This window comes from Fictibacillus nanhaiensis, assembly GCF_023715445.1.
Lineage (GTDB): Bacteria > Bacillota > Bacilli > Bacillales > Fictibacillaceae > Fictibacillus > Fictibacillus nanhaiensis_D.
Window position 1 is genome coordinate 181588 of record NZ_JAMBOD010000004.1, and the last position, 25705, is coordinate 207292.

Annotated in this window: 34 protein-coding genes and 1 pseudogene; 5 read left to right on the top strand and 30 right to left on the bottom strand. The window is 38.5% G+C overall.

The window, feature by feature from the left end; translation table 11 throughout:
• Positions 1-48 precede the first annotated feature (48 nt).
• A complete protein-coding gene (locus M3196_RS13150) occupies positions 49-1500 on the top strand; it encodes a sodium:solute symporter (RefSeq protein WP_251322775.1) in 1452 nt (483 codons plus the stop codon).
• A 48-nt stretch (positions 1501-1548) separates the two neighbouring features.
• On the opposite strand, the gene M3196_RS13155 is transcribed toward M3196_RS13150, so the two are convergent.
• From M3196_RS13155 to M3196_RS13220, 15 genes are all read right to left on the bottom strand, one after another.
• A complete protein-coding gene (locus M3196_RS13155; RefSeq protein WP_251322776.1) occupies positions 1549-2331 on the bottom strand; it encodes an AAA family ATPase in 783 nt (260 codons plus the stop codon).
• A 52-nt stretch (positions 2332-2383) separates the two neighbouring features.
• Positions 2384-2773 (bottom strand): hypothetical protein, encoded by a 390-nt coding sequence (locus M3196_RS13160; RefSeq protein ID WP_251322777.1) that lies wholly within the window; start codon positions 2771-2773, stop codon positions 2384-2386.
• A gap of 147 nt (positions 2774-2920) precedes the next feature.
• On the bottom strand, positions 2921-3442 hold the full coding sequence (locus M3196_RS13165) for a DUF3189 family protein (RefSeq protein ID WP_251322778.1): 522 nt from the start codon (positions 3440-3442) through the stop codon (positions 2921-2923).
• A gap of 136 nt (positions 3443-3578) precedes the next feature.
• Positions 3579-4073, bottom strand: a complete 495-nt coding sequence (locus tag M3196_RS13170) for a competence protein ComK (protein ID WP_251322779.1) — start codon at positions 4071-4073, stop codon at positions 3579-3581.
• 365 nt (positions 4074-4438) lie between these two features.
• Entirely contained in the window at positions 4439-5161 is a 723-nt protein-coding gene (locus tag M3196_RS13175) for a hypothetical protein (protein WP_251322780.1), read from the bottom strand.
• Positions 5161-5889 (bottom strand): hypothetical protein, encoded by a 729-nt coding sequence (locus tag M3196_RS13180; protein ID WP_251322781.1) that lies wholly within the window; start codon positions 5887-5889, stop codon positions 5161-5163. Before M3196_RS13180 ends, M3196_RS13175 begins: the two co-directional genes overlap by 1 nt.
• A 128-nt stretch (positions 5890-6017) precedes the next feature.
• Positions 6018-7013 (bottom strand): UDP-glucose 4-epimerase GalE, encoded by a 996-nt coding sequence (galE, locus tag M3196_RS13185; RefSeq protein WP_251322782.1) that lies wholly within the window; start codon positions 7011-7013, stop codon positions 6018-6020.
• 57 nt (positions 7014-7070) lie between these two features.
• A complete protein-coding gene (locus M3196_RS13190; protein WP_251322783.1) occupies positions 7071-7472 on the bottom strand; it encodes a hypothetical protein in 402 nt (133 codons plus the stop codon).
• Positions 7473-7591: 119 nt separating this feature from the next.
• Positions 7592-7750 carry a DUF3934 family protein gene (locus tag M3196_RS13195; RefSeq protein WP_251322784.1) on the bottom strand — a complete coding sequence of 53 codons (159 nt, stop codon included), beginning with the start codon at positions 7748-7750 and terminating at the stop codon, positions 7592-7594.
• A 57-nt stretch (positions 7751-7807) separates the two neighbouring features.
• A complete protein-coding gene (locus M3196_RS13200) occupies positions 7808-8041 on the bottom strand; it encodes a hypothetical protein (protein ID WP_251322785.1) in 234 nt (77 codons plus the stop codon).
• Positions 8026-8214 carry an NUDIX hydrolase gene (locus M3196_RS22230; RefSeq protein ID WP_425311000.1) on the bottom strand — a complete coding sequence of 63 codons (189 nt, stop codon included), beginning with the start codon at positions 8212-8214 and terminating at the stop codon, positions 8026-8028. The genes M3196_RS13200 and M3196_RS22230 overlap by 16 nt, the downstream gene beginning before the upstream one ends.
• A 66-nt stretch (positions 8215-8280) precedes the next feature.
• Positions 8281-8661 (bottom strand): hypothetical protein, encoded by a 381-nt coding sequence (locus M3196_RS13205; RefSeq protein ID WP_251322786.1) that lies wholly within the window; start codon positions 8659-8661, stop codon positions 8281-8283.
• A 9-nt stretch (positions 8662-8670) separates the two neighbouring features.
• Positions 8671-9237, bottom strand: a complete 567-nt coding sequence (locus M3196_RS13210) for a GNAT family N-acetyltransferase (protein WP_425311001.1) — start codon at positions 9235-9237, stop codon at positions 8671-8673.
• On the bottom strand, positions 9221-9439 hold the full coding sequence (locus tag M3196_RS13215) for a hypothetical protein (protein WP_251322787.1): 219 nt from the start codon (positions 9437-9439) through the stop codon (positions 9221-9223). Before M3196_RS13215 ends, M3196_RS13210 begins: the two co-directional genes overlap by 17 nt.
• A 3-nt stretch (positions 9440-9442) precedes the next feature.
• Positions 9443-9700: a hypothetical protein gene (locus tag M3196_RS13220; RefSeq protein ID WP_251322788.1), complete on the bottom strand. Its 258-nt coding sequence runs from the start codon at positions 9698-9700 to the stop codon at positions 9443-9445.
• A gap of 556 nt (positions 9701-10256) precedes the next feature.
• Between M3196_RS13220 and M3196_RS13225 the strand changes: the two genes are divergently transcribed.
• On the top strand, positions 10257-10628 hold the full coding sequence (locus M3196_RS13225) for a cyclic-phosphate processing receiver domain-containing protein (protein WP_251322789.1): 372 nt from the start codon (positions 10257-10259) through the stop codon (positions 10626-10628).
• Positions 10629-10683: 55 nt separating this feature from the next.
• Here M3196_RS13225 and M3196_RS13230 read toward each other — a convergent pair whose 3' ends face one another.
• From M3196_RS13230 to M3196_RS13250, 5 genes are all read right to left on the bottom strand, one after another.
• Positions 10684-11490 carry a protein phosphatase 2C domain-containing protein gene (locus M3196_RS13230; protein ID WP_251322790.1) on the bottom strand — a complete coding sequence of 269 codons (807 nt, stop codon included), beginning with the start codon at positions 11488-11490 and terminating at the stop codon, positions 10684-10686.
• Positions 11483-11938, bottom strand: coding sequence for an HIT family protein (locus M3196_RS13235; protein WP_251322791.1), 456 nt, complete (start codon positions 11936-11938; stop codon positions 11483-11485). Before M3196_RS13235 ends, M3196_RS13230 begins: the two co-directional genes overlap by 8 nt.
• Before the next feature lie 51 nt (positions 11939-11989).
• Positions 11990-12403 carry a flavoprotein gene (locus tag M3196_RS13240; RefSeq protein WP_251322792.1) on the bottom strand — a complete coding sequence of 138 codons (414 nt, stop codon included), beginning with the start codon at positions 12401-12403 and terminating at the stop codon, positions 11990-11992.
• A gap of 1 nt (position 12404) precedes the next feature.
• Entirely contained in the window at positions 12405-12917 is a 513-nt protein-coding gene (locus tag M3196_RS13245; RefSeq protein WP_251322793.1) for a GNAT family N-acetyltransferase, read from the bottom strand.
• A gap of 247 nt (positions 12918-13164) precedes the next feature.
• The gene (locus M3196_RS13250; RefSeq protein WP_251322794.1) at positions 13165-13500 is read right to left on the bottom strand and encodes a hypothetical protein; all 336 of its coding nucleotides are present in this window, start codon (positions 13498-13500) and stop codon (positions 13165-13167) included.
• A gap of 144 nt (positions 13501-13644) precedes the next feature.
• Between M3196_RS13250 and M3196_RS13255 the strand changes: the two genes are divergently transcribed.
• A complete protein-coding gene (locus M3196_RS13255; protein WP_251322795.1) occupies positions 13645-14994 on the top strand; it encodes an FAD-binding oxidoreductase in 1350 nt (449 codons plus the stop codon).
• 52 nt (positions 14995-15046) lie between these two features.
• On the opposite strand, the gene M3196_RS13260 is transcribed toward M3196_RS13255, so the two are convergent.
• The 4 genes from M3196_RS13260 to M3196_RS13275 form a co-directional block, all read right to left on the bottom strand.
• The gene (locus tag M3196_RS13260; protein ID WP_251322796.1) at positions 15047-15679 is read right to left on the bottom strand and encodes a pyridoxamine 5'-phosphate oxidase family protein; all 633 of its coding nucleotides are present in this window, start codon (positions 15677-15679) and stop codon (positions 15047-15049) included.
• A gap of 433 nt (positions 15680-16112) precedes the next feature.
• Positions 16113-16355: a zinc ribbon domain-containing protein gene (locus M3196_RS13265; protein ID WP_251322797.1), complete on the bottom strand. Its 243-nt coding sequence runs from the start codon at positions 16353-16355 to the stop codon at positions 16113-16115.
• 53 nt (positions 16356-16408) lie between these two features.
• Entirely contained in the window at positions 16409-17134 is a 726-nt protein-coding gene (locus M3196_RS13270; RefSeq protein WP_251322798.1) for a hypothetical protein, read from the bottom strand.
• A gap of 15 nt (positions 17135-17149) precedes the next feature.
• A complete protein-coding gene (locus tag M3196_RS13275) occupies positions 17150-17599 on the bottom strand; it encodes a GNAT family N-acetyltransferase (RefSeq protein ID WP_251322799.1) in 450 nt (149 codons plus the stop codon).
• 164 nt (positions 17600-17763) lie between these two features.
• On the opposite strand from M3196_RS13275, the gene M3196_RS13280 reads away from it, so the two are divergent.
• Positions 17764-18081 carry a hypothetical protein gene (locus M3196_RS13280; RefSeq protein WP_251322800.1) on the top strand — a complete coding sequence of 106 codons (318 nt, stop codon included), beginning with the start codon at positions 17764-17766 and terminating at the stop codon, positions 18079-18081.
• 157 nt (positions 18082-18238) lie between these two features.
• Here M3196_RS13280 and M3196_RS13285 read toward each other — a convergent pair whose 3' ends face one another.
• The gene (locus tag M3196_RS13285) at positions 18239-18613 is read right to left on the bottom strand and encodes a YkvA family protein (RefSeq protein WP_251322801.1); all 375 of its coding nucleotides are present in this window, start codon (positions 18611-18613) and stop codon (positions 18239-18241) included.
• Positions 18614-18626: 13 nt separating this feature from the next.
• A pseudogene (locus tag M3196_RS13290) lies at positions 18627-19384 on the bottom strand (AAA family ATPase).
• A 612-nt stretch (positions 19385-19996) separates the two neighbouring features.
• Between M3196_RS13290 and M3196_RS13295 the strand changes: the two are divergent.
• Positions 19997-21739: an ABC transporter ATP-binding protein gene (locus M3196_RS13295; protein ID WP_251322802.1), complete on the top strand. Its 1743-nt coding sequence runs from the start codon at positions 19997-19999 to the stop codon at positions 21737-21739.
• A 299-nt stretch (positions 21740-22038) separates the two neighbouring features.
• Here M3196_RS13295 and pheA read toward each other — a convergent pair whose 3' ends face one another.
• The 4 genes from pheA to M3196_RS13315 all read right to left on the bottom strand — a co-directional run bounded on the left by pheA (position 22039) and on the right by M3196_RS13315 (position 25632).
• Positions 22039-22863 carry a prephenate dehydratase gene (gene pheA / locus M3196_RS13300; RefSeq protein ID WP_251322803.1) on the bottom strand — a complete coding sequence of 275 codons (825 nt, stop codon included), beginning with the start codon at positions 22861-22863 and terminating at the stop codon, positions 22039-22041.
• A gap of 114 nt (positions 22864-22977) precedes the next feature.
• Positions 22978-24069: a hypothetical protein gene (locus tag M3196_RS13305; protein ID WP_251322804.1), complete on the bottom strand. Its 1092-nt coding sequence runs from the start codon at positions 24067-24069 to the stop codon at positions 22978-22980.
• Positions 24050-24580 (bottom strand): RNA polymerase sigma factor, encoded by a 531-nt coding sequence (locus M3196_RS13310; protein ID WP_251322805.1) that lies wholly within the window; start codon positions 24578-24580, stop codon positions 24050-24052. The genes M3196_RS13305 and M3196_RS13310 overlap by 20 nt, the downstream gene beginning before the upstream one ends.
• Positions 24581-24735: 155 nt before the next feature.
• Positions 24736-25632, bottom strand: coding sequence for a DMT family transporter (locus M3196_RS13315; RefSeq protein ID WP_251322806.1), 897 nt, complete (start codon positions 25630-25632; stop codon positions 24736-24738).
• Positions 25633-25705 lie beyond the last annotated feature (73 nt).

The following is a 25705-nucleotide window of genomic DNA, read 5'->3' on the forward strand; positions in this document are numbered from 1 at the left end:
GTATAGAGGTATCGCCAAAATCCACTTATAAAAAGGAGGCTATTAAACATGCAAACACTTGATACGGTTATTATTCTTTTATATTTTGCTGTATTAATTGGCGCAGGGATTATCGGTTCTACAAAGGCAAAAACATCTGAAGATTTCAATCTTGCAGGACGAAATCTTGGCATGTTCATGTATCTCGGCTGCTTATCCGCTGTTATTTTAGGCGGTGCTGCAACGATTGGAACAACAAAGCTTGGGTATCAGTTCGGTATTTCCGGAATCTGGTTCGTGTCTATGATCGGTTTAGGCATTATTCTTCTTGGTACGATTTTTATAAAAAAGATCGATTCATTGAAAGTCACGACGATCAGCGAATTATTAGGAAAAAGATATAAATCTGAAACAAGGCTTCTCAGTGCCATTGTGGCCTCGATCTACACCTTGATGATTGCTGTTACACAAGTAATTGGAATGGGTACCATCATAAACGTGCTTTTAGGCTGGAGTATTACAAACTCCATGCTTGTCGGCGGCGGAATCGTTCTTTTTTACACCATCCTTGGCGGAATGTGGAGTGTTACGGTAACGGATATTATTCAGTTCATCGTGATGACTATCGGTATTTTCTTCATCATGGTCCCTATGAGTCTTTCAAAAGTTGATGGTTTAGGAAATCTATTATCCAATCTGCCTCAATCACACTTAGATTTTTCAGCGATCGGCTATCAGCAAATCTTCCAATACTTCATGCTGTTTGCACTAGGGATGGTCGTATCCCAGGACATCTGGCAGCGTGTTTTCACAGCTAAGTCAGCCAAGATTGCTAGAAACGGTTCGATCTTTGCAGGTGTGTACAGCTTTGCTTACGCGATTGCCGGGAGCATCATTGGGATGTGTGCCTTCATCGTCATTCCAAACATAGGTGACCCGCAAAATACGTTTGCAACAATGGCTCTTACCATCCTGCCTACAGGAGTTTTAGGCCTAGTTCTAGCCAGTGTCTGTTCTGCTCTTATGTCAACGGCATCCGGCTCGCTACTCGCCTCTTCAACGTTAGTTACAAACGACATTGTAAAGCAGTATTTTCTGAAAAATTTATCTGACAAACAGCAGTTGATGGTCTCAAGGATCACAACTCTTCTTATTGGCATTATCGCCATTACCTTTTCAATTTGGATACAGGATGTTTTGGTTGCACTTGATGTGGCTTATGCCATTTTATCCGGTGCCATCTTTGTCCCGTTGGTCATGACCTTCTTCTGGAAAAGAGCGACACCAGCTTCAGGCTTTTATGCCATCTTAATCAGTACAATCGTCGTCCTTGCAGGGCTTTTTGTAGAAGGGTTGACGTCAACAAACCCTATCCTTTACGGTATGTCTGCTGGAGTCATCAGCTTGGTGGCAATTTCATTATTCACAAGCCAGGGATCGGATACAGAGTTTGCTGTACCTTTTGATGAGGATGATTCTGATGAAGACGAAGCCGATGCTGAAGAAAGAAAACAAGCATAATATGAAAACCTTCCTGTCGAGGAAGGTTTTTTTAATAAGCTTTGTAACTTAAAGGTGCCTTAAATACCGTTCCGGGCTCTCTAAAAATGATTTTGTGATTTGTACATGCTCCAAATCTTCATAGGGGCAAGATTGCGGCGGCAGCGAATCTAAACTGATGATCTCCGCATCTGGAATCGCCATCAAGATCGGTGAATGCGTGGCAATGATAAACTGAGCTTCTTTTTTCGTCATCTCTTTAATCATGGAGATAAAGCTTAACTGCTTCATTGGAGACAATGGAACTTCAGGCTCGTCCAGTATATAAAGACCTTTTGGACGAAACCGCGATTGAAAAAAATCCAAGAATCTTTCCCCGTGGGACTTGAACTCCAGCCCGTCTTTATATAGATTTTGGAGCTCATACAACGTATTGTTATGCGGCATGGATGCTAAATTTTTTGCGAATGGAGATCTGTCTTTATACTCCACTTCGATCTCTTCTAAATTTCGTTTCGCTTCTTCCCGCATGTCAGAAACACGTTTTACGTAATTTACAAAATCTTCAGCTGTTAAAAAGAAGCCCTCTTTTGTTCTTGCACTCCAGGTTAGCTTCAACTGATCTGAAAGCTGTTGTATGGAATCGTTTGTATAAGTTGCATCAATTCTGATAGAGCCCGCCTGTTCAGCGATGGCTTCTAAGAGGGTTGATTTCCCTGTCCCATTTTCTCCAACTAAAATGGTAACGTTTTTTCGAAAGTGAAGAGATTCTAACGACTGAAATAATGGCAGCTGAAAGGGAAATCCTTGCTGACTCTTTTCTTTTATGTACGTTACGGATTTCAATATCAAGATGATGTCCCCCAAGTATGCTGTTATTTTTGTACCGAAAAAGTGCAATGATCTACCCTTCACTCGCACCTAAATACTTTTTAACCATACCATTGACTTCGACAACCAAAACATCATTTCTTTCTTTTACAGAATAAATTTTTGAACCGATTGGCAGCTTATTCGCCATCCCGTTTTTATACTGATAGTTATCGGGTTTTGATGATACAGAATTAATTTCACCAAGTTCTTTATCTTTCGTAAGCTTTAATGGTTCCACCCAATCTATATTCGTTTTATAAACCACGTTAGTCCACATGAAAATATCAGCGTCCGGATCAAGCGTTAATACCTCTTCAGCATCAGGAACCTCTGAAGAATGTTTCTCTAACTCCTGTTCTTCACATGCTGATATTAAGAAAATGCTTGTTAAAAACAAAAAGCACCAAAGGAATCTTTTCACGTTTATCACCTCTATAAACAGTCGAGAAGTTACAAGTTTACGTTACTAATAATCCTATAAAAAATACTCTTTTTAATAAAAGAAAATAAAAATACCCGCAGCATATCTTTCTGCAACGGGCATCATGCCTATATTAAATAGAATTTATTAAGCATTTGAATATAATAACTGTTTTGTGTTATCTAATATGATTACATCTTCATCAGATGATTGGGCCATTTCTTTCGTGTGCTGAACCAGCTGGACAATGCTAGCTGATGCTTGTTTAGCACCCACAACCAATAAAGGAACACCTAAAAAATCAATTTTTAGTCCTCTTGAGAGGAACCCGCCTATCGTCATCGCCAGTGGAACAGTCGGCGATGTATTTGAAAATATAAATCTTTCTTTCTTTCCTGACTTCTCTTGCAAAATCTCAATCAAGTTCTTCATTCCAGGAACAAAAGCCTTAGAGTTTCCACGGCCTACTGTATATACAGAATCACCTTCTTCGTCTACTCCATGAAAAATGATCCTTCCCATATCAGATCTATCCAATTTATTAAAATAATCCACGTTTAAGATCTCATCACGTGTCAGGAGTCTTTCCTTTGGTAATTTATTTAAATGGAAAGCAGCAGCCATTACTGTGGTATGTGTACCGCCGTAATCATTATAAATGTAGATCATAGGTTTTTAACTCCTCGAAATGGTTTATTAAGTCATTATCTCCCTCCTTCCTTCATTTCAACCCCAAAAAACAAAAACAAAACGCCCATGCATCACTCTGCATCAGGCGCTTTTTTTGTAAGAATCTCTTCTCTTATTAATATCTCATATTTCTTTCACTTACACGTTCACTCAATATATATCTGTATTGTGCGGTACGGAACAGTTTCGCCTCTAATGCATGTTTGGATTGGGGTAGGATCAGGTTTGCGGTGTTCTTAAAGTGGACGCTGCATGTGTCCGTGTCTACGGATTCTATTCGCTGAACATGTGATTGGGATAGCCAGATGCACGTTTCGTTCTTGGGTGATTCTACAGGAAAAAAGAAAATGCCTAATTCGAGGTTAATCATGATAGGGGACAGACTCACATAGCCCATAGAGCGGCGGACAGCTTCTCGCCTGCCTTCGTAACTGGAGCCGAAGAACAAACAACTTTCATTGATTATTTTTATTGGACTGAGGGTAACTCTTTCATTCTTTTCCGATTCTAACACTTCAGTATGAACAACTCCGAATTCATTGTAAAAAGGTAAAAGTGCCATCGTGCTGGTATTTATTTCGTAGGAACTTAGAAGTATTGTTTTTTCCATCTATACATCCTCCCTGTTTCTCTAATTATTTTTTCTGCTATCCCCTCTCTAAATTTTTGAAAGTAAAAAACTTCCAGTAGGTAAATTATACTAAGTCTTTTGACAGTAATCTATATATTTCTAAAATAATTTTAATTTTTTTAATATTTAGTAAACAATTTCATCCAAAGAACCCAAAGCCATGCTTCAGGCATGGGAACGCTCACTGCCAGGCGACACTCTCTTATTCTTGTACGATGAGTACACCTCCATTCAAGGCGTCCTGCAAAAGATCAAACACGCTGAACCAGTTTCTGTCCTGCAAAAAGCAGATAATAGAAAAAAACAGTGCATATTTCTCTTGTTGGAGATGCACTGTTTTTAGCTTATTGAGATTCGAGGTCATTGTCATCCATATATCTTACATAGGAGAGATCATCATTTTGAATGCCGCTCGCATTTTGGCTAAGCTTTGGATAGGTATTTTCATCGTATTTTTTGCCGTTGTTCCAGCCAAAGTACATGGCTTGCTCAAGTTCAAAGGTGTTAATAAAAGGTTTATCCAGTTCCACTCTTAAGATGGAATCCAGAAAATTTGCCCAATTCTTTGGTAAATCCATTGATCCAAACAAGCGGTTCGTTATATTAATCTTTTGCACCATTTGGACCCCTGGCTGATACACATGAATATCACCTGTAATATGATAGTTTCTTTCTCTCATTAAGTAAAGATTCATAGAATCCAGTTTGTCATCAGGATGTATGTTCCAAACGATCTTGTATGAATTTGGGTTTTCTTTATCAATCTTCCAAATACTAGGCTGCCCTCCAGACTGTATAGAAGTCACTTCCCACTTATATTTATTCCATGTCCAGAAGCTTTTCCCATACTTGTTATTCTTCGTAATAAATGGCACAAACACATGTGTATCATCAACATAAATGGTATCTTGAACTTTTGTAGCACCTATATTAAGAAGAGTGCTGTTTATTTTTTGAAGCAATTCGTCTTTTGCTGGCAATTCAGCTGGCTTTGAGTAGTACAACAAATAAACAGCGGCAAAAACGATTAAAATTGAAAAAACAATTAAGGACAATTTTTTATTCATCATTCTTTCCCCACTGTAAGTAAAGATTTTTCAGAGCGGAAATACAGCTGTTTTTCCGGAGTTGTTACAAGTAATCCTTTTCCGTCTTTTTCAACATATACGGTGTTGTTCAAAGCACTACCCCATTTCGGAAAAGTTCCTGCAAGTTGATATGGAAACCTTTCTACACGTCTCCCAAGCGAATCCTCCATATGGACGATTTCACTGTACCACCCATCACTATCAATTCTTTTGCTTTTCATGGTTTGGATCTGTTGATTTAAAACCAGTTGATTTATCGTCGCTTCTCGTGCAGAAGGATGAAGCGTAATTATACTTAACTCTCCCGTTTCCGCTATATAAGTCGTAATTTCACTTCCCGGATAAAGAAGGTTGTGGAAGAGAATCGAGGCAAATGTTGCTGTCAGAAAAATGAAGTTCGCGAAGAATCCCAACCATGCAAAACGCCTGTAAGCTACCCACTTCTCCACCTTGTTTCTAAAGATAAAATACAAAATCCACACACCAAGCGGAAGGATTGAAATTTTAATAAATGTTTCAAAAACAGGCAGGGTAAACGAAAATGAAAAAAGGCCAATAATGATAACAATAAATACTTTCCACTTCTTCGGCTTCTCCTCTTGCTTTTGATAAATATGATAAGCAAGAAAACCAATTAAAAGAAACGCCAGACTATCCATCAGCATAGACGGAAAATGGTTAACAAAATAAAAATCGATGATCAGCACCCCTTTTTTCTACCAATATACTTATCTATGTATGGAATATAATAACAATTATTGCACATGGATGATTTTACATCTATCCCAACTATTAAAAAAGCTCAAAGAGCATATTGCTCTTGAGCTGTTTGTTTTTAAATAGATGTTTGTGCCATGCCTGTCTGTTTTAAATGCCAGTTCCATGCATGAGTAACCATGTCTTTTAAATTCGTGTATTTCGGCTGCCATTTTAGTTCTTCCTGTGCTTTTTGTGACGAGGCAATCAGCACAGCTGGATCACCCGGTCTTTGATGAGAATTAACCGATTTTATCTCTCGTTGCGTAACTTCCCTGCAAGTATCAATCACTTCTTTTACAGAAAAACCTTTACCATTTCCAAGGTTATAAATACCACCCTTATTTTCCTTTCTAATCCTTTGTAGCGCACAATAATGAGCATCCGCCAGATCCATTACATGAATGTAATCACGTACACATGTGCCGTCTTCCGTTGGGTAATCATCACCAAACACTTTTACTTCTTTCCTTATATCCAGGGCGACTTCCAGTACGATTGGAATAAGATGTGTTTCAGGATCATGGTTTTCTCCTAGTCTTCCCAGCGGATCTGCCCCAGCTGCATTAAAATAACGAAGAGCAACATACTTTAATCCATATGCACAATCCGCCCATTGAAGCATCTTTTCAATCGCAAGCTTCGTTTCACCATAGGGATTTGTTGGTTCTGCGGGGTCATTCTCCTGTATCGGAATGTTTTTTGGTTCACCGTACACTGCTGCAGTCGAAGAAAATACGATACGATTCACGTTATTCTTAAGCATCACCTTAAGAAGCGATAGAGTTCCACCTAAATTGTTTTCATAATAAGAGAGAGGCTCTTTCATACTTTCACCAACCAGGGAACTGGCCGCAAAATGGATGACCGAATCAACGTTATGAGTCTGGAAAATATAGTTCAATAATTGTTCATCATTCAAACTGCCCATATAGAATGGAACTTCCTCTAAAACGGATTGCCGATGGCCTTTTACTAAATTGTCAAGAACAACTACGGATTCACCCTTTTCTTTCAGATAAAGAACGGTATGACTGCCGATATACCCTGCACCACCTGTTACTAAAATTGTCATTTTTCAATCACTCTCCATCAGAAATAAGGTGACTTTTTGATGCAAGTCACCCTTCTTTTATTTAAGTGTTTTAACAACAATCGCTTGAGATGCACTCTTAATAAGGCAGCCTTCAAGGTCTTCTTCTTTAATTAATCCGAGATTGATCGCTGACTTCACTTTTTCCTCGTCGGGCTTTGGTACATGCTGAATCAAGTCCGTCATATTTAATTCAGTCAACCGGTGAACTGTCTTCTCATCATTAAACTTTTCAGATTTTCGAATTTGTCTTTGCAGCTTGTAGTTATTGACGGTAACTTCTCCTTTTTCGTTTTTGCCGACAAGGTTATCAAAGTAAATATGAAAGACATTCTTGAGTTCATCCAGTTCCTTTTCAAGCTCTTTCTTCTTTGCACTGAGTGTGTTGTATTTAATAACCAAGTCCTCTGAAATCGTATAGTCCGTTTTCTTTACAGTCACTGCTCGTCCTCCTTCGTAACAAATGGATAATTCATTTTATTGTGAAGGAGGAGGAAATATACCTTTTTGGTGAGATCAAATAAAAAAACCAACTCACTTGGATGGTGAGTTGGCTCTTATTAATCGTTCTGTTCTTGATCTTTATCTATCTTTTTCGTCCCTTTACTTACATACGGTTTTGGACCTTTTTTCTTGCTGCTGGATTTCCAGCGGTTCCAGCCCTTCTTCCCAGTACCCTGGCCGACCCCGCTCTTCTTTTTACCCTTTGCTTTACTCATCTATAATCACTCCATGAACATTCTATTACTCAGTATAGAGCAGAAAGATGATTTATACTACAGACAGGAAAAAATCCTTAAATGACTAAACTTATTTTCATAAACATCTTCAATTCTTTTTTTATTCCAAGGGTGTAGTTCTGGTGGTAAATTATCTTTGTTGAAGAAAGCTATTTGATCGATTTCATTGTTATTCGTCCACTCCAGCTGCTCTTTAATGTTGGCTTTAAATAAAAGAACAAGATCATCTTTTTTAGGAGCAGAATAAAGTGAGATTAAGTGGTCAACCACAACAACGAATCCTGTCTCCTCAAGTATTCCCTTTTCACTCCATCAATCGGTGATTCATTAGGATCCAAATTCCCACCCGGTAGAGTCCAGTTTTGTGAACCATACTTAATTTTTACGAGGAGTATATGATTATGCTCATTAAATATAGCTGCAAAGACCCCTACACTAGGCATGTAGAGCAGCCTCCTTTTCGAGATAAATTAAGAATTCTAGAATAATGCGCCACCTGGACTCCCTAATCACTTAATAACTTCCTTTAATCTTTGTGCTTCTGCTTCATCCAATATTCCATACCTATTTTTGTTCGGGTCAACGATTTCGGTTACTTCGTTGTTAAACCAAATCTGATACTCCTCTAGTCTCTCAGGCTCGTTCGGATCATAGCGGTAAAAAAATGTCAGGATTAGTTCTTTTTTTCTGTCCATCTGTACTTTGGCGTTTTCCCATTTTACTTTTTTGAAGATGGACTCAATCATTCTTACCTGGCTTTCTTCGGTTATCATTTGGGCATCTCCCGTTCTCCACTCACCCATTTGATAATCCACTCTGACCAGCTCTTCATGATCACCGCACCCTGCCAAGCCTATCAGAACAAATAAAAAAGCTATCCATTTTTTCATACATTCTCTTTAATCAGCTGGATTAACAATCGCCATTTGCTGGTGATCTTCCCACTTACCCTTGATCTTCACATTTTTGCGAGCAAGTCCCTCTTTTTCGAACCCCGCTTTTTCTAAAACACGAATGGAGCCAAGGTTATGAGGCATCACTCCTGCTTCAACACGGTGGAGCTTCAATTCTTCGAACGCATACTTCACGATCAGTTTAACAGCCTCAGTCGCATAGCCTTTTCCGTTGTGCTTCTTATCTAAGAAATACCCGACAAACGCACTCTGGATAGAGCCTCGAATAACGGAAAACAGATTTATAGTCCCTAACAAACGACCATCTTCATGTGAAAAAATGCCAAAATAGTAATCAAGATCTTGCTTCGCATTCTCAGCAAACATCTGCAGACGTTTCCGATGACTTTCAAGCGTGTAAAAGTCTTCTTTACGTTCCATGGCGAACTCCTCAAAAAAAGTTCTATTCTCCAGCTGCAGCTGAAGCATTTCTTCAGCGTCTTCAACTGTCAATAAACGTATATAAATACTCTTACCAGATAACTTTTGCTCCATTTCAATACTTTGGTTCATTTTCATTCCTCGTTTCTTCTTTATATTCAATCTCGTGTTTCGTATCGTATATCGGCTGATCCTTCATCACATCAATCTGTCTTCCCATCGTGATGTCATCATAAGGGGTATATTTATTAGAAGGCATCTTACGTTTGAAGATAATGCGGTAAAGGATAATACCAAATACAACCGCATAAAAACTCATCCCAGCAACTGTCATACCTCAGTTTCCATTTTTCTTTGTCTTTGTAGCATCTTTTTCGTTACCTCTTTTAAAATTGCCCGTCACTTTTGCGAGAATCAGCTGGACCTCATGATCTGATGGAGCTTGATTGATTTTATTCAAGATTTTCTCCGCTTCCTTCCCTTTTAATGTTGTTACTTGCCTGCCATGATAATCAATAAAAACCGTGTTGTTCTTCGTCACTCGGTATGTAAAAACCTCTTTTTCCAGCCGTTTACGCTTATCGATATTCCCCATCTGCCGTTCTCCTCTAGTCACCTCAAAATTTAAGGCTGAACACCATTTTATATTTTCATAGCCTATCCTTTTGTAAAAATCATGAGCTTCTTTTTGGTGAGCTCCTGAACGAAGTCTCACTAAAACAAAGTCTTGCAACCTCTTTAGAAATCCGCTTTTACAGCAGTTCTAATCATTTAAAATCACCTTCTATCATTAGCCTATTACCACATATTTCTATTGAATCCGCACAAATTCCTTTACAAAATAGAAAACACCACTAATAACTGTGAAACGCCTATCTTCTTTTTCAACCTCACCAACCTAATTGCCCTCATTTTTGGTTCTATCACAAAGACGATTTGTTTTAAGATTGGTTTCATTTTTTCTATTTGAAAAGCAGTTTTCCTTTTGAGTTAGCCCTCTTGTTAAACTCTACTAAACTTTCAATAATATTATATTTAAACATATGTCTTTTCCAATAATGCAAAAAGTATGTTATGATTGATATATTACAAAAACTTAGGGCTTTCGACTTTTCTTAGTCACCCTCCGTTCTTCGAAGGGAGTGCAAGAAATGGAGAAAATCAGTGTATTTATGGATGATTACCGGAGTCCGCCTGAGGGCTATGTGTTTGTTGAGACCATCGACGAATGTATTGAACTTTTGCGAAACTTCGATATCGAACATCTGTCATTGGATCACGACCTGATCAGTAAAACAAGAAATGGTACCATGCTTGTCCAAATGATGGTCGATGAGAAACTATTTGCAAACCGCATCACCATTCACTCTGCCAATTCCGTTGCCGGCAAAGTCATGTATAATCACTTGAAACAAGCACAACGCGATTTTATTATGCCGCCAACAATTATCGTATCTTTACGACCTTTACCTCTCAAATTCATTCCGCCACGTGTCCTACAGCATTATCTGGAAGTCAGATAACTTATAATCCTAAACTCACAATGCTAACCATAATAAACTGAGGAAACAGCCACAGTTAACTTATATCACTATCACTTGGCAAGGTGGCCGTTTCCTCAATTTGAACAGACCAGAAGATAATCGTTGTACTGTCCCTTACACCTTTTACTCTAACTTCTTCTAATAATATCTGAACACCTTCTTGACCACTGTAACCTTTAAACTTTTCTTCTACCGCTGCAGGCTCCTCAAACGCCACACCCGGACATTCCGTTAATCCATCTGTTGTCATAAAAATCTGACTCTCACCTTGCCGTAATTCTTTCTTTCCAGTGCTGTAACAAGGAACAGGCATCTCAAACGTGTTCACTTCGCCCACCCATTCGTAAAAACTTCTCTGATTCAGCTGCCTCTCACCAAGTACGATCAATTCAGGATGAAACACGTGCAAGATACAGTCTCCGATTGAAAACCACCATAAATATTTTTCTTTCCGAATAACGATCATACAAGCGGTTTCTCCTGTAGTCTTACGGCATGCTTCCATAAAATCAGGTGCCTGAAAAATATCTAAAATAATTGAGTCCATCTTTTTTAACGCCTCACCCGCCGGCAGCATCAATACTTTCTGAATTTGTATCTTCTCCCGGTTAAAATGATCGATAACCAACTCAACACTCTGAGCTGTCTTGTGACCATCAAACAACATGGTGAATTCCCATTTCCCGCTTTCGCATACCCAAACTAAACAGCCATCTTCATTTTTATATTGACCAGCAGAAGAGTTCCCGCCGAACCTTCCTACCGTTACATGCCCAACTTGACTCACATCTAGTTCATCAACAAAATGCTTTTCGCTTCCCACCCATTTGAATTCATTCATAAGGATTGCTCTCCAAATATTGCTTAACTCGCTCACACACCTGAATGATTTCTTCGTTTTTACCGAATGGAGCTTCCGGCCAGTCATACACTTCCCAAGGACCCCAGTATTCTTCAGGAGTGTTCGGATAACGCGGAATGATATGCATGTGAAGATGAGGAACAGAATTACCTGAAACAACAGCATAGATGTGCTCTGCACTCTCCGTTTTCCGAATCGCGTTACTTACTCTCGCCATTATCATACCGAATGCTTTTGCTTCCTCTAGCGTCATATCACCTAAGGAAGGTACATGACGCTTCAAATCGATCATAATATGCCCAAGGTAAGATGGTTTTCCGCCTTTATCGATATGGCCAACGTACACAAATTCATCTTCATAAATCTTAACACCTGACGTTTGAATGCCCCCGTTATGTTTATTGCAAATAAAACAACTCACACTCATTTCCCATCTCTCCCCTCTAAAAATAATAAGCCCACCACTTAAGAGAGTTTCTTAATTAAATTGTATTTCATTCATTTTACTTAACGGTAAGCCCGCTTCAATATAACTTCTTACCAGTTGCCATTCTTCGTTCTCCAGTCTAAACGTTTGAAAAAATAGATTCGCAGTATCTAAACTTTTTCCCTCAATGATTATTGAAGCCCACAGTATGGCCATCACTTCATTCTCACTCAAAGGTATAATCCCCACCTCAGTTAACACCCACTGCACATCTTTGCCTCGAAATTGGTTAAAAGCCTGTTCCCAGCCCTCAATTGATTCGTCGTAACCAAAATCAAAAATGTCCCGCTTTCTAATCTCTCGTGCTTGATAATCATTTGAAATTGCTTTTTTCAAGTCGTCAATGGAAGAGCGTTTCCATGATTCTTTGAAACTCTCTAAAAATGTACGAAACGACTGGTCCATACTACCTCCTGAGCAAATCTTTTTGATATTTACTATGGTTATCCGTCTCTCCTATATAGGTAAAACCGTTTTCGCGATAAAACTGGTTTAGCCTTTGGTTATCTGCAACGCAATCTAGCTTCAAATACGTTTTTTCACTCTGATGGTTTTCTTCTATCCACTTCAGCATGCTTTTACCGATTCCCTTACCCATGTACTTTGAAGAAACGGCTAATCTATGTAAATATAACGAATCGGAAGAATCCTCAACTCCAAAAATATGCTTATCCCACTCACTTTGTTTAGATGATAGAGTAAACGTCCCTACCATCTCACCATTTTCAATAACAATAAATGTTTCCTTATTCTCAATAGCCTTCAGGATCTCCATATCGTCTCCACCTTGTAAAAGATAGCCCCACTGATTAATTTCATTATTTTTTAACCATTGGGCGACTTCTTTTAGCAAACGTATTACTTGTTCACCTTTTAACGAAGATGCTCTTTCCACTTCAAAACTAGTTATATTTTCCAACTAAAGATCCTCCTTTTCATCGTAAAAAAATAATACCAGGGCTAAGCACATAAATAGAAGTATCCAAAAAGGATTAATAGGAACCACAGTTCACCTTGCTGCATCTGATTTACTAAGTACTCCATTTTAATTATTTCCTTGTCTCTGCTAATCCTGTTCCATGCACTTACGATATAACATAATTTTACATTTTATTTATTATTAATAAAAGCAATAACTCCTGATTAGGAATTATTGCTTAGAAGATTTACCACCAGAAACGTCTAAATCTGCGAATCCCAAAAAACGGGAAACCGAAAAGGCCGAAACCAGGAAAGAAAGGACTTGCAAAGAATGGAAAACCGAAACCGCCGCCAAAACCAAAAGCCCGCTCTGTTCTATTCTGAGTTTGCATGACCATGTACATATTGTCGTTGTCATAGCTATGGATTTTGCCTTGATACACTCTTCCGTTCGCCATTTCCACCTCGCAATATTGTCCTACTCTTTGTTTGCAGATGTTCATCAAATCATGATAACCATCTTTCATGGGGTAATTCTCGTTGGGCATATGATACCCTGCGTTGTCTTTGCCGTATTGCAAATGAAAGCCTCCTAATAAATATTCCATATATCTTATTCATATTAAGACAACTTGTTACAGGGCCACGCACATTTAATTCGAACAGTGTATACATTATCCGCATATGTATATATCTACAAAATGATTTTGTCGGGAGTGGGATAAGTGGGATCTAACAATACACGATTAACAGGAAGAGTAATCTTTAAAGGGGACCCCGGTTATAAGGAAGCAATCAAGAACTGGAACCCTTATGTTGATACCTTTCCTCTTGTTTTCGTTTTTGCACAAAATGCATGTGATGTAAGTAATGCTATTAAATGGGCTCGAGAGAATGATGTACCACTGCGTGTCAGAGGCGGCCGTCATGCCCTGGATAAGAATCTCTCGGTAGTGAAAGGCGGAATTGTTATAGATGTAAGTGACATGCAAAAAGTGCACTTAGATAAAAAGAAGGGAATTGCAACCGTTCAAACAGGGATCCATGTGGGTCCACTTGTAAAAGGATTAGCTCGAGAAGGTTTTATGGCACCGTTTGGAGACAGTCCAACCGTTGGAATCGGAGGAATTACGACTGGCGGTGGATTTGGAGTAATTTCACGGTCCATCGGTCTTATATCTGATAATCTTCTTGCACTAGAAACCGTGGATGCAAAAGGCAGGATCCTTAAAGCAAATTCAACTTGTAATGAAGACTTATTGTGGGCTTCTAGAGGAGGCGGCGGTGGTACTTTTGGATATAATACCGAATACACGTTTAAAGTTCATCGTGCTCCTGAAACAGCAACCGTCTTCAAAATCATTTGGCCATGGGAACAATTCGAAACGGTATTTAGAGCTTGGCAACAATGGGCCCCGTTTGTTGACGAACGATTAGGGTGCTTTTTTGAGGTTTTAAGCAGAGTAAATGGACTGTGTCATGCAGAAGGCCTTTTCTTTGGCTCCAAACCTGAACTGATTCGATTAATGGAACCTTTATTAAGTGCTGGAACCCCGTCATCTGTTGTTATAGAAACATTATTCTATCCAGATTGCATAGATTTCCTCGATCCTGATGAACCGATCCCTGGAAGATCTGACCAGAGTACTAAATTCACTTCGACATGGGCAACTAATCTTTGGCCGGAAAAACCGATTTCAGTAATGAAACAATTTTTGGAAGAAACAACTGGAACAGAAGCTGGTTTCTTTTTTATCAATTGGGGCGGTGCCATTAGCAGATTACCGAAAGACAAAACAGCTTTCTTTTGGCGCAAACCATTGTTTTACTCGGAATTAAATGCTTCTTGGGTAGATAAATCAGAAGAAGCTAGTAATCTTGCATTAGTCGAAAGAACACGTCTGCTATTGAAACCATATGTAGTTGGCTCATATGTTAACGTTCCAGACGAAAATATCGAAAATTTTGGATCTGCCTATTGGGGCACAAACTTTGAAAGACTTCGTAGAGTAAAAGCAAAATATGATCCAGAAAATGTATTTAATCATCCACAGAGTGTTCCACCTTTATTTTAAATAACTTTTTATATACTAAAAAGGACCCGAGCAAACTCAGGTCCTTTGATTATTAATAAAGTTTACTCTTATATCCTTCTAATAAATCTGCAGCTACTCTTTCTTCCGTCATCCCAGGTAAATTCACGTGTGCAGCCAGGATTTTTGCAGCATTCGGTAATTCATTATTTGCTGACCACGTTTCGGGTTCCCAAAGTCCTGAACGTTTGAACGCTTTTCCGCAATGTATGTAGCAATGCTCTACTTTTACAACAATCCCGAGCAGCGGTGCTTTTCCGTTAACAGCCATCTGCTCTAAAATCGCTTCGTCTCTTATAATCATCGCATCTCCATTTATCCGCAATGTTTCTCCCATACCTGGTATGAGAAAGAGTAACCCCACTTTAGGATTTGTAAGAATGTTCAACATGGAGTCCACTCTTTTATTTCCCGGGCGGTCAGGAATAATAAGATGCTGATCATCGAGCACGTAGACAAAACCAGGTGCATCACCTCTAGGCGAACTGTCGCAGTTTCCGTCAGCATCTGAGGTAGCGAGAACTAGAAATGGTGACTTCGATATAAACTCTCTACAATGATCATCAAGCGTAGAAATCACCTTGTTTTGTCCTCTAAGACTGGGACTCCCTAACATATTTCTCAATTCTTCCTGGCTGGTTACGCGATCTTGAAATGTAATAGTCATATGTTTCTCCTCAATGTGATTTGGAAATTTACGAAACTTCTCTTCTTCACCATATATACAAATCAGTGAACGAGAGAATTATTGTTGAGATGAAAATGCCAAGTTCCTCAGGATGAGCAGCTGATCTTTTCTACCTTCCCTTTTGCATAGCATTTGCAGCTAGATGGACATCTTCTTTTTTTACATAGATATCGTACTGAGTATTATCGTTATAGTAACTTACACCAAAGTTTTGTATAGGTGTTCTCACTTTATATTTAACGTCTCCAGCATTTAATTTAGAAGCAATATTAAAAAAACTCTCACGTCCAGTTTCGGTACCTATACTTATGGATGAATGTTCCGATGATGATTCCTCCCAGCACAATACTTACAAAAAGCCAGCCGATACTTGGCATAGGACGCCAGCACCTTTCATTTTAAAGTCAAACGATCAGCCAAAAAGAACATCTAACACTGAACTCAACTGGCCTTTTTTTCCTTCTAAAACGTTCGGATTATAGACTTCTACATAACCGCAATTCATGCAAGAGACAAACAGAAAATGATTATGCTGAATATCTAATAATTTACTTAATCCAGAGCCTGTCATTGCTAGCTCTTTTGTATTACAAGCAGTATGACTACACTTCTGGCACTTAAATTTACTTTTGATCGCATCTTCTACTCTGCTCACTCGAATCCTCTCCTTTTAAAATAAATACGTTTTTCAATTCCATAAGTTCCCATTTATTGAAGAACACTGCTTTCGTCATAAAGAGTTGAAGATCCCCGTTCTACTTTGTATGAAATAAACCACGGACCGCCTGTATCATCATCTTTCCACGTCTCGGTAAACGTCACGATGTATACTTCATCCCTAATCTCTTCAACACTCGTTTCTCGTGTAGCATTTCCAACCGTAATGACGCCTTCATCTTTCGGAAATTTATCGATAATCGTTCCTTCACCTGACGTTACGAATTCAATAGCATCCTCAGCAGTAAACGGTGGTGGATCAGGAGATATGAAGCTGAGGACCGCCCAAACCACCGCAAAAATAGGAATAGGAGTTAACATGAGCATCTTTATTCGTTTTTCATTTCTTATACGATAGAAAATCCACATGTCGATGCAGGCATACAAGATCGCTGAACCTACGCCAAACACTGCAAGGATTGGATCTCCGAGCATGATCAGACCAAAAACACCGTGAAGCAAAATGTATATCCAAGTGTTTATTTTGAACCATCTGTTCATAACAAACTCAATTAGGGCAGACACAAGATTCCCATAAACCAGTATAGTTACTCCCCCATACAATCCATATAACATGGTTGCAAATAAAAAAGCCTCTCCGTAGTCAGATGGACCGGCACCAATGTCGCTTAATGAAAGAAGTGCTAGAATCATTGCCAGAGTGACAGTGGTAACGAACGTCGCCGTAATTTTTCTTTGGAGAAAGTTTTCGTGCAAGAGCTGAACCCCTCTCTATTGATGTATTAACTCCCACTTCAGCATATCGCCGTCTTGTCCTGTTCTAGTCATGTCCAGCTTTTCTAACACTTTGACAGATGCGAGGTTGTCTTCTAAACATTCAGCGACAACTTTACGTACGAGATTTGTAGAAAACGCCCAATCTATAATTTCTTCCACCGCTTCAGTAGCATAGCCTTTTCCTTGTGCAGACGGAATAATGCCATACTCAACTTCTACAGTAAGATTGACCGGTTTCCCTTTGAAACCAATGTCACCAATAATTTTTTCAGACGCCTTCTCCATAACAAACCAAACTCCCCACCCAAGCAGACTGGAATCGGCTTTTAAGTCTGCAAGATAACTCTTAATAAACCTATGAATCTCGTAATCTTCTGGTGAAAGCTTCTCTACAAGATGGTGTTCAACAGGAACGATAATAAGTCTTTCCGTATCAAGTTTCATAGTCAGAATGTCCCTCTCCAATTGTTCTTAACCCAATCATAGGGTTATGGAAAAATTTAGTCAATGCATGAAAATACCCCCATAAAAGAGCTTCTCATTATAAATAGTGTATTGAGTACATAAAAAGTTAGACTTACGAATGAACTGCTGTAAGGAGGCAAAAGATGGAGCCGTATGTAAAAGATGCTCTGCTTGAATGGAAAGAAGAGATTGAAAACCAGAAGAAAGAAATCGATGAAGAGTACGAAAAAGTGAAGACAGAACTTCAACTTTATTCTTATAAATTCGGGATCACGAAACAAGTTATTCAATCCACCATCAACGAGGAAATGATCAAAAATATTAAAAAGACGTATCAGCAGCCGTTTGAAGAAAAATACAACGAGCTAAAAGAACAGTTGAAGAGGCTTGAGCAAAAGCGGAGTGTGTTCAACATGTTTGTTGAAAAGATTGAGATTGCAAGTGTAAAAGATTCAAATTAAAAAAGATAGCTTGGAGTAAATCCCAAGCTATCTTTTTTATGCCTGATTCCGTAATAATCATAGTTCCTCCATTTTTACTCTTTAATTGTTTCTACTGTTTTAATGAAAATACCTGATTTCATTAAAAAACGACCCTTCCAAAGAAGAATCGCATCCGTTAGTTAACTATTTTATTAAAACCCCATACCAAAATCAAAAGCCATATTATTATGATGGTAGAACCGGTGAGCCAATTCTTTGGTTTCTCTTTTTGCATCATCACTTCAGCCATTCTCTCGCAATCGGAAATTACACGTTTAGGTATCATCTTCAATGCAAGTTTAATACCTAATGGAACGATTATAACATCGTCAATATAACCTAGAATCGGTATAAAGTCTGGAATTAAATCAATCGGACTGAATGCATATGCTACAACACTAGCTGTAAAAACCTTAGTAAACCAGAATACTCTTTTATCTTTGTACGCAAAGTAAAGTACAAAAACATGCTTCTTTAATTTCTTAGCCCAGGCTTTTATTTTAGTCAGCATGTAATCTCCTTACTTATTGAAATAAATGATGTAATAATCGGTCTTTATCTTCAAAAAACTGTTTCATGATTGAATAATGGTTAGTTTCTTCTAATGTTGATTCTCGCATACCGCCTTCTGTTAACTCAATAATTTTAGCTTTTGGATATGCCATTATGATTGGTGAATGGGTAGAAATAATAAACTGTGATCCCTTCCGAACAAGATCATTTATTCTTGCTAACATCGACATTTGTCTCAGCGGCGACAAAGCCGCTTCTGGCTCATCTAGTATGTATAAGCCATTCCCTTGAAACCGTTCAATAAACGCAGCAAAAAAAGACTCTCCATGAGATTGTTCGTGAAGTGATTTCCCTCCATAGGATTCGATAATTTTTCGACTGGATCCTGGCTCCATATCTAAATCTTCTATATTCGTTGCAACATTATAAAAAGATTCTGCTCTAAAGAAAAAGTGATCCTTGGCTCTGTTTACCCCCCTCATTAAACGAATATATTCGTCTAAATTTAAGTGGGAATCATAACTAGAAAAATTAAAGTTTAACGTTCCTCCTTCTGGATTAAATCCTAAAGCAATAGCAATACCTTCAAGTAAAGTTGACTTCCCCATCCCATTTTCCCCAATGATATACGTAACATTTGGATGGAATCTTAATTCTGAAAATTACGAATGACTGGAAGATTGAGAGGGAAACGATCATAAGAAGAAATTTGATCTCTTTTGAGGGAGATTCCCCTAATATATTGATTATCTCGATTTAACTTTGCCAATTATGTATTCACTCCCCTTTTTTATCTTCCATAACATTCATATCATATTCTAATCATAACTACATTCACTAAAATATAAAAATAGTTTATTTTTTTATAGAATAATAGATTTTACGGTATGTGTTCTTATATTTTGTTACACGTTCGCTCAAGATTACTGGGTTTTCGCTCAGAATAGCCGGGTTTCGCTCAACACTGTTGAGTTACGCTCAAACTTGTCCTAGTTTCGCTCAAAAAAGCTGAAGTGGACTTACCAGTTACGATAAAAAAGGGCTCACCCTAATATATAAGGTGGCCGATTTCAGTTCATACACGTTTTATTATGGGAAAAGTGACAAATAATTATAAGGTGTTGGATTAATAAGGATTGAGTTTTGAAGTACGTATTCATTTATTTTAAAAAATATTAGTTCTTTTCCTTATATAATCATCTACAATGGAAATATCAACGAATAAGGAGGCAATACACATGAGAAAAATGACGAATCAAACCATGCAAACATATAAGGGTGGAACCGAGTAACGAAGAAATTCGCCGCTTATCGTTTGGATTCTCTTAACGGTGAAATCCCTTATATGTGTTTATTTAAATAACACACAAAGGGGTAAATCATGCGTTTTCCAGTTAAAAAATTTTTCTCCTATTACAAACCGTATCTAAAGTTGTTTCTTTTCGTATTATTCTGTGCCTTACTTGTATCTGCTGTGACTCTTATGTTTCCACTGCTCGTCCGGTACATTACGAAAAATGTGCTCGAAGGTGACCTGTCCAATGCGCTTACGGATGTGTACTGGGTTGGGGGGCTGATGCTTGTATTAACAGCCATCCAGAATATAGCAAACTACTTTCTGGACTACAAAGGGCATGAAGTCGGAGCGCGTATGGAAAGGGATTTGCGAAGCGAGCTATTCGCTCATATGCAAAAGCTTTCCTTTAGCTTTTACGATAAAGAAAAGACAGGTCAGCTTATGTCACGGGTTACGACCGACCTTCTCATGCTTGCTGAGCTGTATCATCATGGACCAGAAGACTATGTCAAATATTTGATCCGATTTATCGGCGCGTTTGTTATATTGTTCTTTATTAACGCACCATTAACGATCGCCGTTTTTTGTTTCATGCCTTTTTTAGGTGCGTGCGCGCTGTACTTTAATAAAAGGCTAAACCAGTCATTAAGAGACAACAAAGAACGAATCGCAGACGTAAATGCACAAGTAGAGGATAGTCTGTCAGGAATTCGTGTCGTAAAATCATTTGCTAACGAATACCTGGAAATTAAGAAGTTTAACAGGGAGAATAATCGTTTCCTGGGTAGCCGAAAGAATACGTATAGAGTAGAGGCGTACTTTTACAATGGTATGGAAACGTTTATTCAATTAATCACAATCGCTGTCGTCATATTTGGAAGTGCCAGTATTGTCGGGCAAACGCTAGACTTAGCAGATTTGATCACTTTCTTGCTGTATATCAACTTTATGATCGAGCCCATACAAAAACTGACTCATATGACAACACAGTTTCAAGAAGGAGTTACCGGTTTTCAGCGGTTTATGGAAATTATGAATCTGAAGCCCGCCATTGAAAACAAAGCAGACGCTGTTATACTGTCAGACGTTCGTGGTGAAGTGGAGTTTGATAATGTGTCCTTCCGTTATGAAGACCATACGGAATATGTCCTAAAGGGCTTATCCTTGCATGTAAATCCAGGTGAGTACATTGCTTTGGTTGGTCCATCTGGTGCAGGCAAAACGACTTTATGCTCACTCATCCCCCGTTTTTATGATGTGACATGCGGGAATGTTCGATTAGACGGAAAAGACGTCCGTGATATCGACCTTTTGTCATTAAGAAAAACAATCGGGATCGTACAGCAAGATATTTACCTTTTTGCAGGAACAGTTATGGAGAACATTCGCTATGGAAATCCAGAAGCGAACGACGAAGAAGTTATTGCGGCTGCCAAGCATGCAAATGCCCATGAATTTATCATGAGTTTGCCAAACGGCTATCATTCTGAAATCGGCCAAAGAGGGGTTAAACTGTCTGGCGGCCAAAAACAGCGGTTAAGTATCGCACGCGTTTTCTTAAAGGATCCGCCCGTTCTTATTTTAGATGAGGCGACGAGTGCACTTGATAACGAAAGTGAAAGCATCATTAAAGAATCACTGGAATCGTTAGCAAAAGGACGGACAACAATCGTCATCGCCCATCGCCTTTCCACTATCCGCAACGCTGAACGGATTATCGTATTAACAGAGAACGGAATTGCCGAACAAGGCACCCACGATATGCTTCTTGAACACGATGGAGTATATGCTCACCTGTATTCCAAACAATTTGAATTACAAGCATAACATAACCGGCTCACTCCATACTTGGGGTGGCCGATTTTTTTATTTGTGTCACCGATACTTTTACGGTACGTGTTCTTATATTTCTTACACGTTCGCGAAAGATCACTGGGTTTTCACGCAGAACCCCCTCCGTTTCGCTCAAAACCCTTCCGTTTCGCTCAAACTAGCACTAGTTTCACGCAAACTCCTTATTTTCAGAGAATCTGCCAATAAAAAAGAAGAGAAAGCACTTCAAAAATACACGAAAATGTATTTTTTGCTCTTCCTCTCCTACTAAAAAGTTCCCTTAAATCACCGTTTTATAATTTCGTTGTATTATAGTTTCCTAAAATACGGATATCATGTCCAAAAGCCTTCAGAATCGTGATCGCTTTCGTCATTTTTTCTTCATGCAGACCCTTTTGTGCTTCTATAAAAAAGTGATAGGTACCTAATTGTTTCTTGGTCGGACGAGATTCAATCCAAGTTAAGTTAATCGAAAGAGCCGTAAATACATTCAAAATTGAAGACAATACACCTGAATAATCTTCAGTAGGAGCAATCAAGAGCATCGTTTTCGTTCTGTCTTCACTTTTCTTTGCTGGTTCTTTGCTGATCACTACGAATCGCGTATGATTGTTGCTGCAATCTTGAATACCACTTTTCGTTATCTGCAAATCAAATAATTCTGCTGCATATTTTGATGCAATGGCTGCAACATCTTTTCTTTCTTGATTTTTAACAGCTTGAGCTGCTGCAGACGTACTGTCAAACTGCATGCTTTTCACTTTAGATTCTCTAATAAAATCCCTGCATTGAGCAAGGGCAGGTACGATGGACCAGACTTCACGAACATCATCTAAAGAAGCCCCTTTTCGTGTAAGAAGGTGCAGCGAAACCGGGAAAATCAATTCTGCTTCTACAAACAGATCATAAGTTAATAGACCATCTGCTGTTATATTAATTGTACCTTCAATGGAATTTTCGATGGGAACGATCCCTTTATCCGCTTTCCCCTCACCGACTGCTTCGAGAACATCGACGATGGAATCACTTTTATGCCACTCAATATCATCAGCTTTGAAATAACGAAAGGCAGCTTCTTCTGAGAAACTTCCTTGAGGACCTAAATATGCTACTTTCATTTTTGGACACGCCTGCCTTTTTACTTTTCATATCAGTATACATGTATTATTTCGTAACACCAACTGAAATTTATCAAATTTTTTATAAATTCGTTAAAGTCATGGTTTAACTAATCATTTCACTTCTACAATAATATTCCCGAATCGTTTTGTACCAAAAAATACATCAAGGCGCCAGATCCCAGGTTTGCTGAATTTCATATTACTTGGGATTGAATGTATTGAACCTGAATTGGGGTCTCCAGTTAAAGGACTATTTTTAGGAAAATCGTATTTCCAAACAAGTTCTTCCTTTTCAGTTCCAGCACTTTCAACAAGCACCATCTCTTTTTCTCCGCTTTCCTTGTTTATTGCCGTCACCTTAAAGTCGCCACTACTTAAGGTCTCTACTTCATTATGTCCTCCAAAGAAATGCCATATATACTTATCTGTTTGATCTGCTGCAAATGCCGGCCCCGAAATCCCTAGACTGTCTTTTTCTCCAACCAATACTCCAAAAGTATCCGTAGAAAATTCTTTTGACAATGACCAGTCTTCTTCTTTGCCTTTTACCACTTTCCCATCTTTATAAATCTCAAATGACCTGGCGATATCATCTGCACTCTCCTCAGTAAAGAAAGGCGTATAAAAGTACACATGATAATTTAAGCTGCTTTCAGGAGACGTAAAATAATAATGAAGGATTTGGATGACTTCCATTGTTTTTTGATGATCTAATGTAAAAGTTGTCGGGTACTGATAACCAGCTAACTCCTCTTTAATAAATAGGTTTTGCTTGTTCATACTTTTAACCATTTCTTCCTCATTCAACGGCTCAATTCCGCCAACCGTTTTTCCTTCTGCTTCAAATCGTACTGATCCATCTTTGTTTTCTTTTAATGTAAAATCTTCATTAACTTGAATCGTAAAAAATTCATCAGATTGCTTATATAGATCGATTCCTGTATCAGCTTTTTGTGAAGTTCCAGGTGAACCAGGTGTTTCCTTCGTATGATCCAAGGCAAAAAAGCTGGCACTGGCTAAAAAGAATACGAGTACGACAATACTTAAAACAGCTTTATAGAATGCTGCAGCACTTTTGATCTTCTCTTTTTCCTCTAACTTAGCGAGGTTCCCTAGTATGGCATTTTTTTGATCAGCATCCATTCGGTATCTATGAAACTTCTTCATTTCTGACGTCAGGTTTTCATTCGTTAATCGTTTCAATGTAATCACTCCACTTCTCGGCTTCAAGCTTTTTCTTTAGTGACTGAATTGCTCTGTGATAGGTGAGATTAACTTTACTAATCTTCCAATTCAATATTTGAGAAGTTTCTTCTGGTGTATAGTCCATAACACCACGTAAAATTGCGACATCTCTATAGGATGGCTTTAATTGATTAATAGCCTGATATAGTTCCATTTTCCGTTCATTCTCTAACACTAAATCCTGTGGAACCTTCTCTTTTTCAGAAAAGCGATTTACTAGATTTAATAGAAGCTGCTGCTGCCGTTTCTTTTTCCGAGTATGATCGATGGCTATGTTTCTAGCAATTGAGATCAGCCATGTCTTGGGATCAGAACGTCCTTCAAAATGATTCATATGGTTAAACCCTTTAATAAAAACGTCTTGCACGATATCCTCTACATCTTTCGTGCCCATATAATAAATGAGAAAATTATAGATATCATTGTGGTAATCAATAAACCAGCGCTTTATCAACTCATGGTTTTTCATGGATTCACTCCCTCTTTACCAGATCCTTCAACAATTAGACGCTTGCCGTTTCAATAAATTTCAGTCGCCTTAACATTATTTTACATAAGCTTGTTCGGTTAAAGGGGGAAAAAACAAAAAAGACTGAGCAAATTTCACTCAGTCAGTGTATTAAATTATTTCACTATGCTGCTCTTTTCTTTCATCATCTTGATTCCATGACGTTTCCTAAATGTAGCGTTTGCTGTGAATACACCTGCTAAAATGATTAACGCACCCGTATATCCTCGTACCCCCATATTTTCCTGAAGAAAGATGAATGCAAAAAGGGCGGCAAAGATGGGTTCGAGTGAAAAAAGAAAGGCTGTGCTCTCAGGCGTTGTGTATTTTTGAGCAATGGACTGCATAACAAATCCATAAGCAGAACAAATAAATGCCAGCCCGAGTATAGCGACCCAATGAATCACTTTCTGAGGTAAAACAGGTGTTTCTAAAATAAATGTTCCAATGGTCGCAAACAAGGTGGCAAATCCAAGCTGAAAGATTCCCAGCTGTAAGGTATCCACTTCACGTGCAAAGTGATTTGTTACGATGATGTGTATCGCATACAAGAACGCAGCAGCTAAACAAAAAACCGAACCAAACGCAAAGGTAAAATCTTCTCCGATGGTTAGTAGCGCTAAACCTATAGTAACAATCGCAACCCCTGAACTTATCTTTTTACTCGGCAGCTTTCTTGTGATGAACACCTGTAGAATTGGCACTAAGATTACCGTTGTACTAATCAAAAAACCAGCCGATGAAGCTGTCGTATGTTTAATGCCATACATAAGCGTAATGAAGATCCCCCATAGTAAAAATCCAACGATCGAACCGTATTTCAAAGTTTTAGCATCTGTATGAAATACTTTTTTCCGAAAGATCATCATCATAACGATAAAAGCGATCCCAAATCGTAATGCCACAATAGTTAAGGCTGGGATAGTATCTACACATAGTTTCATAAAAATATAAGATATTCCCCAGCCCATGGATACAGAAACTAAAATCCAGTTCGCTTGTTTAGGTGTCATGCAGTACGCCCTAACCTCTCATTTTTTTAGATTAGGTTTATCGTATCACCTTCATTTGCATTAATAAAACGAA

What these genes read in the sequence shown, in the direction of transcription:
- M3196_RS13150 (WP_251322775.1), top strand. Translation starts at nt 49, where the DNA reads ATGCAAACACTTGATACGGTTATTATTCTTTTATATTTTGCTGTATTA.
- M3196_RS13165 (WP_251322778.1), bottom strand. Translation starts at nt 3,442, where the DNA reads ATGATCTACATTTATAATGATTACGGCGGTACACATACCACAGTAATG.
- M3196_RS13170 (WP_251322779.1), bottom strand. Translation starts at nt 4,073, where the DNA reads ATGGAAAAAACAATACTTCTAAGTTCCTACGAAATAAATACCAGCACG.
- M3196_RS13175 (WP_251322780.1), bottom strand. Translation starts at nt 5,161, where the DNA reads ATGAATAAAAAATTGTCCTTAATTGTTTTTTCAATTTTAATCGTTTTT.
- galE (WP_251322782.1), bottom strand. Translation starts at nt 7,013, where the DNA reads ATGACAATTTTAGTAACAGGTGGTGCAGGGTATATCGGCAGTCATACC.
- M3196_RS13195 (WP_251322784.1), bottom strand. Translation starts at nt 7,750, where the DNA reads ATGAGTAAAGCAAAGGGTAAAAAGAAGAGCGGGGTCGGCCAGGGTACT.
- M3196_RS22230 (WP_425311000.1), bottom strand. Translation starts at nt 8,214, where the DNA reads ATGCCTAGTGTAGGGGTCTTTGCAGCTATATTTAATGAGCATAATCAT.
- M3196_RS13205 (WP_251322786.1), bottom strand. Translation starts at nt 8,661, where the DNA reads ATGAAAAAATGGATAGCTTTTTTATTTGTTCTGATAGGCTTGGCAGGG.
- M3196_RS13210 (WP_425311001.1), bottom strand. Translation starts at nt 9,237, where the DNA reads ATGAACCAAAGTATTGAAATGGAGCAAAAGTTATCTGGTAAGAGTATT.
- M3196_RS13215 (WP_251322787.1), bottom strand. Translation starts at nt 9,439, where the DNA reads ATGACAGTTGCTGGGATGAGTTTTTATGCGGTTGTATTTGGTATTATC.
- M3196_RS13220 (WP_251322788.1), bottom strand. Translation starts at nt 9,700, where the DNA reads ATGGGGAATATCGATAAGCGTAAACGGCTGGAAAAAGAGGTTTTTACA.
- M3196_RS13225 (WP_251322789.1), top strand. Translation starts at nt 10,257, where the DNA reads ATGGAGAAAATCAGTGTATTTATGGATGATTACCGGAGTCCGCCTGAG.
- M3196_RS13230 (WP_251322790.1), bottom strand. Translation starts at nt 11,490, where the DNA reads ATGAATGAATTCAAATGGGTGGGAAGCGAAAAGCATTTTGTTGATGAA.
- M3196_RS13235 (WP_251322791.1), bottom strand. Translation starts at nt 11,938, where the DNA reads ATGAGTGTGAGTTGTTTTATTTGCAATAAACATAACGGGGGCATTCAA.
- M3196_RS13240 (WP_251322792.1), bottom strand. Translation starts at nt 12,403, where the DNA reads ATGGACCAGTCGTTTCGTACATTTTTAGAGAGTTTCAAAGAATCATGG.
- M3196_RS13260 (WP_251322796.1), bottom strand. Translation starts at nt 15,679, where the DNA reads ATGACTATTACATTTCAAGATCGCGTAACCAGCCAGGAAGAATTGAGA.
- M3196_RS13275 (WP_251322799.1), bottom strand. Translation starts at nt 17,599, where the DNA reads ATGAAACTTGATACGGAAAGACTTATTATCGTTCCTGTTGAACACCAT.
- M3196_RS13280 (WP_251322800.1), top strand. Translation starts at nt 17,764, where the DNA reads ATGGAGCCGTATGTAAAAGATGCTCTGCTTGAATGGAAAGAAGAGATT.
- M3196_RS13285 (WP_251322801.1), bottom strand. Translation starts at nt 18,613, where the DNA reads ATGCTGACTAAAATAAAAGCCTGGGCTAAGAAATTAAAGAAGCATGTT.
- M3196_RS13295 (WP_251322802.1), top strand. Translation starts at nt 19,997, where the DNA reads ATGCGTTTTCCAGTTAAAAAATTTTTCTCCTATTACAAACCGTATCTA.
- pheA (WP_251322803.1), bottom strand. Translation starts at nt 22,863, where the DNA reads ATGAAAGTAGCATATTTAGGTCCTCAAGGAAGTTTCTCAGAAGAAGCT.
- M3196_RS13310 (WP_251322805.1), bottom strand. Translation starts at nt 24,580, where the DNA reads ATGAAAAACCATGAGTTGATAAAGCGCTGGTTTATTGATTACCACAAT.
- M3196_RS13315 (WP_251322806.1), bottom strand. Translation starts at nt 25,632, where the DNA reads ATGACACCTAAACAAGCGAACTGGATTTTAGTTTCTGTATCCATGGGC.